General features: G+C 33.5%; 7 protein-coding genes. 1 reads left to right on the plus strand and 6 read right to left on the minus strand.

The genetic code is table 11. The features are described 5' to 3' along the window. Window position 1 precedes the first annotated feature (1 nt). The 3 genes from HXY53_06835 to HXY53_06845 form a co-directional block, all read right to left on the minus strand. Entirely contained in the window at window positions 2-418 is a 417-nt protein-coding gene (locus HXY53_06835; protein NWF76275.1) for a hypothetical protein, read from the minus strand. A gap of 69 nt (window positions 419-487) precedes the next feature. Beyond that, window positions 488-1,561, minus strand: coding sequence for a phosphotransacetylase family protein (locus tag HXY53_06840; GenBank protein NWF76276.1), 1,074 nt, complete (start codon window positions 1,559-1,561; stop codon window positions 488-490). A gap of 1 nt (window position 1,562) precedes the next feature. Then, on the minus strand, window positions 1,563-3,659 hold the full coding sequence (locus HXY53_06845; GenBank protein NWF76277.1) for an acetate--CoA ligase family protein: 2,097 nt from the start codon (window positions 3,657-3,659) through the stop codon (window positions 1,563-1,565). A gap of 206 nt (window positions 3,660-3,865) precedes the next feature. Here HXY53_06845 and HXY53_06850 point away from each other — a divergent pair, with 206 nt between their 5' ends. Then, complete coding sequence (locus HXY53_06850) at window positions 3,866-4,231, plus strand: PilZ domain-containing protein (protein ID NWF76278.1); 366 nt, start codon at window positions 3,866-3,868, stop codon at window positions 4,229-4,231. A 17-nt stretch (window positions 4,232-4,248) separates the two neighbouring features. On the opposite strand, the gene pyrF is transcribed toward HXY53_06850, so the two are convergent. The 3 genes from pyrF to HXY53_06865 are packed head-to-tail and all read right to left on the minus strand — an operon-like array spanning window position 4,249 to window position 5,878. Then, window positions 4,249-4,968: an orotidine-5'-phosphate decarboxylase gene (pyrF, locus tag HXY53_06855; GenBank protein NWF76279.1), complete on the minus strand. Its 720-nt coding sequence runs from the start codon at window positions 4,966-4,968 to the stop codon at window positions 4,249-4,251. An 18-nt stretch (window positions 4,969-4,986) separates the two neighbouring features. Next, complete coding sequence (locus HXY53_06860; protein NWF76280.1) at window positions 4,987-5,535, minus strand: dCTP deaminase; 549 nt, start codon at window positions 5,533-5,535, stop codon at window positions 4,987-4,989. 55 nt (window positions 5,536-5,590) lie between these two features. Continuing rightward, on the minus strand, window positions 5,591-5,878 hold the full coding sequence (locus HXY53_06865; GenBank protein NWF76281.1) for a HypC/HybG/HupF family hydrogenase formation chaperone: 288 nt from the start codon (window positions 5,876-5,878) through the stop codon (window positions 5,591-5,593). Between the last annotated feature and the right edge of the window lie 462 nt (window positions 5,879-6,340).

Raw genomic sequence — 6,340 nt, forward strand, 5'->3', positions numbered from 1 at the left:
GTTATCTTGTCCTCTTTTGTATTCTTTTATATAAAAGCATAATTAGATCTTCAAGTTTTATATTGAATTCTTTTAAAAGACTATCCATTGTATCTTCGCAATATAGTAAGAATCTTTTCCAGATTCTCTGAACAGTATCTTTATCAAGATTTGAAGCTGTAGCTGCTTCCCTGTAACTCATTCCTTCAAGCAGATAAAATATTACTTCTTTTATTTTTGTTTCTTTTGTATGAAAGCCAAAAAATAAAGTGCTTCTTCTCTCCGAAAACTTGAAATTACAGGTTTTACATTTCAAAAGTTTCCTTCTATTTTTCCCATAAGTATCATAGATAACAATATTACCGAGTCCCTTTTTTCCATAATCAAGGCACGTTTCATTAGGACAGAAAAAATCCTCTAATTTTATAGAAATCTCCATGAAAAGTATATATCAGAAGCTTTAATGAATGTCAAGTAATTTTTCAATAAAGTGGGGACATATTTTCAGTTATTGCATCAACTTGATCCCGAGCTTATCATAAAGGAGCTTAAAGTCAATATTTTCAGCAACCAGTCTCATGCCACGATTTACTTTTGCTACATCTCTAAGACGTATACGTACTGATAGTTTCTCTAATTTTTTAGCAATACTATATGTATCTTCACGTACTACGACAATAGGTATATCTTTCTGTTCTGCTTTGGCTATAATGATTTCACTTGGATATAATTCTCCAGTTAGAACAAGACATACAGAGCCTGACTCTATGGCTGATAGTTGGATATCAGCTCTATCTCCACCAACTATAACTGCATAATTCCTTGTCTTTTTGAAATACTCTATTGCTTTATCAACCTGCATAGCTCCAATTAAAAAATGCTCTACGCGATTGCCGAGCTTTTCGTGGCAACATAAAACTTTTCCTCCAAGGATTTCATTTAATTCCTCTACTGTAACCGATCCAACCACTGAATCATATGGAAGGGTTCCAAGAATATCAATCCCTTTTCTTCTTAAAAAAGGTAATGCATATTCCTCTGCGCTCTGCTTCAACTCTGGTGTCACTCTGTTTAGTATAACTCCGAGAAGTCTTTTTCCGAGGTCTTTCTGAGCCTGAAGTATATAATCAACAATGTATTCACCTTCATATTTAACCACCACAATAACTTTTGCATTCAAACGTTTTATTATCTTCAATCCCTGAACACCAAGGTAACTGCCGGTATATATACTTCCATATCCTCCGATTATCATGATATCTTTGTTTTTTATTAGTAAATTATATGATTTTACTATTTTTGTTAGAAGACCTTTCACATCCCTTAAATAACTATTAACAGCGAGTTCCTGAGTTAAAACTACAGGACATATTTCGGATAAAGGGTCTTTTAATTCAAGTGCCCTGTAAATACGCCATGCATCATTATCAGTAAGAATATTGTTAATCTTTACAGGCAGTATGCCTACTGGCTTTATATATCCAACCCTGAATCCATCTTTAATAAATTTGCTACCAATTCCCATGGATACAAGACTTTTACCAGTATATCCTCCTGTAGAACCGATATATAAAGAAACCATGTCAATTACCTCCTATGGTAAAACGTGCATCAATTGCTATTATACCTTCTCCACGCTTTTTGACCAGTAAAGGATTTATATCAGCCTCTACGATCTCTGGAAAATCAATAGCCATCTGTGATAAAAGTAATAAAGCATTTTCTATTGCCTCTATGTCTGCTTCTGATTCTCCTCGAACTCCTCTTAATAGTGGAAAGGTTTTTGTTTCTCGCACCATTTCATGGACATCCTCTTTGCTCAGAGGTGCAATCCTGAATGAGATGTCTTTCATAACCTCAACATAAATTCCACCAAGTCCGAACATAACCATATGTCCAAATTGAGGATCTTTTGTAATTCCTGCTATAACTTCTTTACCACCGATAATCATTTCTTGAATCATAACACCATATATATGTGCAGTTGGCATTATATTCCTCAAATGTGTAGTTATATCAAAAAAAGCATTTTCGACTTCTTTTTTGCTGTTTAAATTTACCTTTACTCCACCGATATCGCTTTTATGGATTATTTGTGGTGAAACAATCTTCATAACTACAGGATATCCTATCCCCTTTGCAGCAGCAACAGCCTCTTCTGATGTTCTTGCAAATAAACCTTTAGGTTGAGAAAATCCATAAGCATTCAATACATCATGAACTTCAGAATCTGTTAGTCTCTCACGATTTTCGCCTCTGACCTTATTGAAAATATGTTTAGCTTTTTCTTTGAATCCGCTGAATTCTTGAAAAGTCTTTTCTTTCTTCTTTATCCAGACATTATAATGGTACATTGCATGAAATGTAGCAACAGCATCTTCAGGATAATTGTAGTTAGGTACATTATATTTTGTAAGAATTTTGTTTGCTTGTTCAGTAGTCTTTTTCCCCATAAATGATGTAAGAATCGGCCTGTCAATCAGCCGTGTTATATTCACAATTGACATTGCCGTATCTTGCACATTTACAACAGCCGTTGGTGTCAGGAGCACTATAAGCCCGTTAATCCTTTCATCTTTCAATACAGTATTGATCGCTTTATCGTATCTGTCAGCACCAGAATCTCCCAGGATATCGATAGGATTGTAAAATGATGCAACAGGTGGCAGAAAAGTTCTCAGTTCATCAACTAATTCTTTGTGGAGGGGTATAAGCTGAAGGCCTGCTTTGTCGCATGCATCTGCTGCAAGAATCCCTGGCCCACCTGAATTTGTTATAATTGCAACATTCGGCCCTCTTGGTAAAGGTTGATTTGCAAAGGCTATTGCATAATTGAAAAGTTCATTTATAGTATGTGCCCTGATAATTCCACTCTGTTTGAAAGCTGCATCAAAAGCAGCTTCACGTCCTGCAAGTGCCCCTGTATGTGACGATGCTGCCTTTGCACCTGAACTTGTTATACCTGCTTTCAGTATTATCAAAGGTTTTTTTCGTGTTACCTGACTTGCTACCTCCATAAACTTTCTACCGTCACTTACACCTTCAATATATCCAATAATTACTTTTGTGTTCTCATCTTCAGCCAGAGCTAACATTATATCCGTATCTGTTATATCTGCCTTGTTTCCCATACTTATAAATTTTGAAAACCCTATTTCATCTGGTAAAGCTCGATCAAGCACAGCAAGGCATAGTGCCCCAGATTGTGAAAAAAAGCCTATATTTCCCTTTTCAGGCATACCTGCAGCAAAAGAAGCGTTCACTCTTGAGTGGCAATCTATTAATCCCAGACAATTTGGTCCTATAAATCGGACTCCTGATTTTTCTGCTGTTCTTATTAATTCCTGTTCAAGTTTATTACCCTCCAGTCCACTTTCTCTGAAACCTGCTGTAATAATAATTGCAGAATCAATCTTTTTCTTCCCGCACTGTTCGATAACTTCTAAAACATTTTTTGCTGGCACTACTATTATTGCAAGATCAATATTTTCAGGAACATCAATAATTGTAGGAAATGTCTTCTTTCCTAAAATTTCTGAAGCGCCAGGGTTAATTGGATAAACCTTTCCGTCAAATCCATATTGAACTATATTTTTAAGGATATCGTATCCAACTTTACCTGGAGTTCTTGATGCTCCAATAACTGCTATAGATTTTGGTTTAAAAAAATTATCAAGCATAAGAACAATGTTATCCGATATTTAGTGTGTTTTCAAGAAAAAATATGTCTTAATTGTAAATTTATAACATAATTTTTTTTATTATTTCTTTATGACCTTCTGTAGTAAAAATACTACAAATTAAATACAATTTTAACGATACCATTTTAAAAAAGCTTATGCTAAATTTTAATAAGATATTTAATAAGATATTTAAAGAGGTCAATATGATTAGAATTGAATGTCCAAATTGTAAGAGAGATTCTTATACATTATCTGTAGAAAATTTTAGACCCTGCCCTTACTGCAATGTTACTTTCAGTGGAAAGTTTGGAATTGATAGAAGAAATGACTTTCGTAAGAAAAATGATAGGCCACTTGTTTTTTCGTATAATCAAAATAAGATTAAAGCTAGAACTTTCAATAAATCTTTAAACGGCGTTGGAATAAAAATTAAAGATAATCTTCATATCTCAAGAGGTGATATTGTGAATGTTGATTTTGGGAGATATAGATTAAAAGCAAAACTTATGTGGTCTAAAAGAAAAAATGGTGATTTATATTCAACAGCCGGGTTGAAATTTCTCAAATAAAATTTACCTAAAGATAATCAGGCAGTAACCATTTCAAGCTTTATTAATTCTAAAGCCTTGAGGGGATCACTGTGGTTAATTATAGCTCTTCCCATTACAATGTAATCAACACCTCCCCTAATTGCTTCTTTTGGAGTCATTGTTCTTTTCTGATCATCTGGAGGAGTCCATGAAGGCCTTATGCCGGGTGATATTACAAGAAAGTTCTGACCACAATGAGATTTAATTATCTCAGCTTCTCTTGCAGATGATATAACACCATCTAAGCCAGCCTTTAGTGCAAGACCTGACAGATGCCTAACATGTGTTCTAACACTATGTTGTATCCCGAGTTCATCTCTGAGATTATCTCGTGAGAGACTTGTCAGAACTGTTACCCCAAAAATCTTGGGACGATCTATATTTTCTTTAAGGCATAACTCAACAACACTTTCTCTGCATCTTTTCATCATCTCAAAACCACCTGAAGTATGAACATTAAACATATGTACTCCGAGCTTTGTTACTACAATAGATGCTTTCGCAACTGTATGAGGTATGTCATGGAATTTTAAATCAAGAAAAACTCTTTTCCCTCTTTTATTTATTTCTTCAATTATACTTGGACCTGCTACACTAAAAAGTTCAAAACCTACCTTGTAAATCTCAATATGATCTTTAAATTTTTCAACGAGGTCGATTGCATAATCTGGTTCTGATACATCTATAGCAAGTATTAACTTGTTGCTTTTTAGCACAACTATTTCCTTATCATTTTAAGTCTTTGCTATTGTTATTTCTTTTTGTGATTGATACTTCCCTTTCTTATCTGCATAAGAAATTTGGCAAATTTCAGAACCTTCAAGAAATAGAAGTTGTGCAATACCTTCATTTGCATATATCTTAGCAGGCAAAGGTGCGGTATTCGATATTTCTATTGTGACGTATCCTTCCCATTCAGGTTCAAGTGGAGTTACATTGATAATTATTCCACATCTTGCATATGTTGATTTTCCAAGACATATAGCAAGAACATTTCTTGGAATCCTGAAATATTCAAGAGAACGCGCAAGGACAAATGAATTTTGAGGAACTATACAAACATCACCCTTAAAATTTTCGAAACAATTTGGTTCGATCTTCTTTGGATCAATAATCGTATCTTTTTTTGGAGTGAATATCTTGAACTCATCAGATACTCTCATATCGTAGCCATATGAACTAACTCCATATGAGATAATCCCCTTTCCTGTTATTTCTCCATGAAAAGGCTCTATCATACCTTTTTTTGCCATTTCTCTAATCCAGCGGTCATTTTTAAGCATTAAAAAGACTCCATAAAAAATGTTTCTGGTAAGGAGGGGAAATATACAATATATTTTATTTAACTGTTTTTGTCCTTTTACGTGGTTTTTTTACAGGTTCCTCTGAGGGGAACTCCTCTTTTTCTAAAGCAGCAAGATATTGATTAAAGTAACCGAGCCTCTCCTTTGCGTCATTTTCCTGAAGTTTCTGGATTGCAAACCCTGCATGAACAATAACATAATCCCCAATATTTACAGGTTCTTCAAGTACAAGTAGGCTAATCTCACGCTGTGCACCGTATACATCTACTACAGCTCTTGAGTCTTCTATCTTTATAATTTTTGATGGTATTGCAAGACACATCTTATTTACCTCCAAATTATATAAGGCATAGATAAATTATTATATTAAAATAAAACTTTTAAAAAAAATTGTCCATATAAAACATTCAAAAGTTCTCTTAAATTTCACCTTTTTCATCTGCTATTTTTTCCAAATAGTCTTAGCTATACAAATTAATTATATATACAAAATAAATAATTGATTTTTTCTATTATTATAATTATAATCATTAATACTTTTGTTTGAAATTTATATAATACTTTTTTTTATAGTTTTTAATACTAATTGGTGATTGATTTAGATTAATTTTTATGTTTATAATTTACATTATTTCTATCTTTTAAATTTCTTTTTTCTATCTATAGCATGAAGCTCAGGAACTCCTTTGGAAGGGAGGGGTAAATAAGAAGTGACCGCATATCTGAAAGTCTTAAGTTCCCCTGAAACAGAAGCCCTTCTATTTTATAAATCCAGACAATCAAC

This window comes from Nitrospirota bacterium (assembly GCA_013388455.1).
Lineage (GTDB): Bacteria > Nitrospirota > Thermodesulfovibrionia > Thermodesulfovibrionales > SM23-35 > JACAFF01.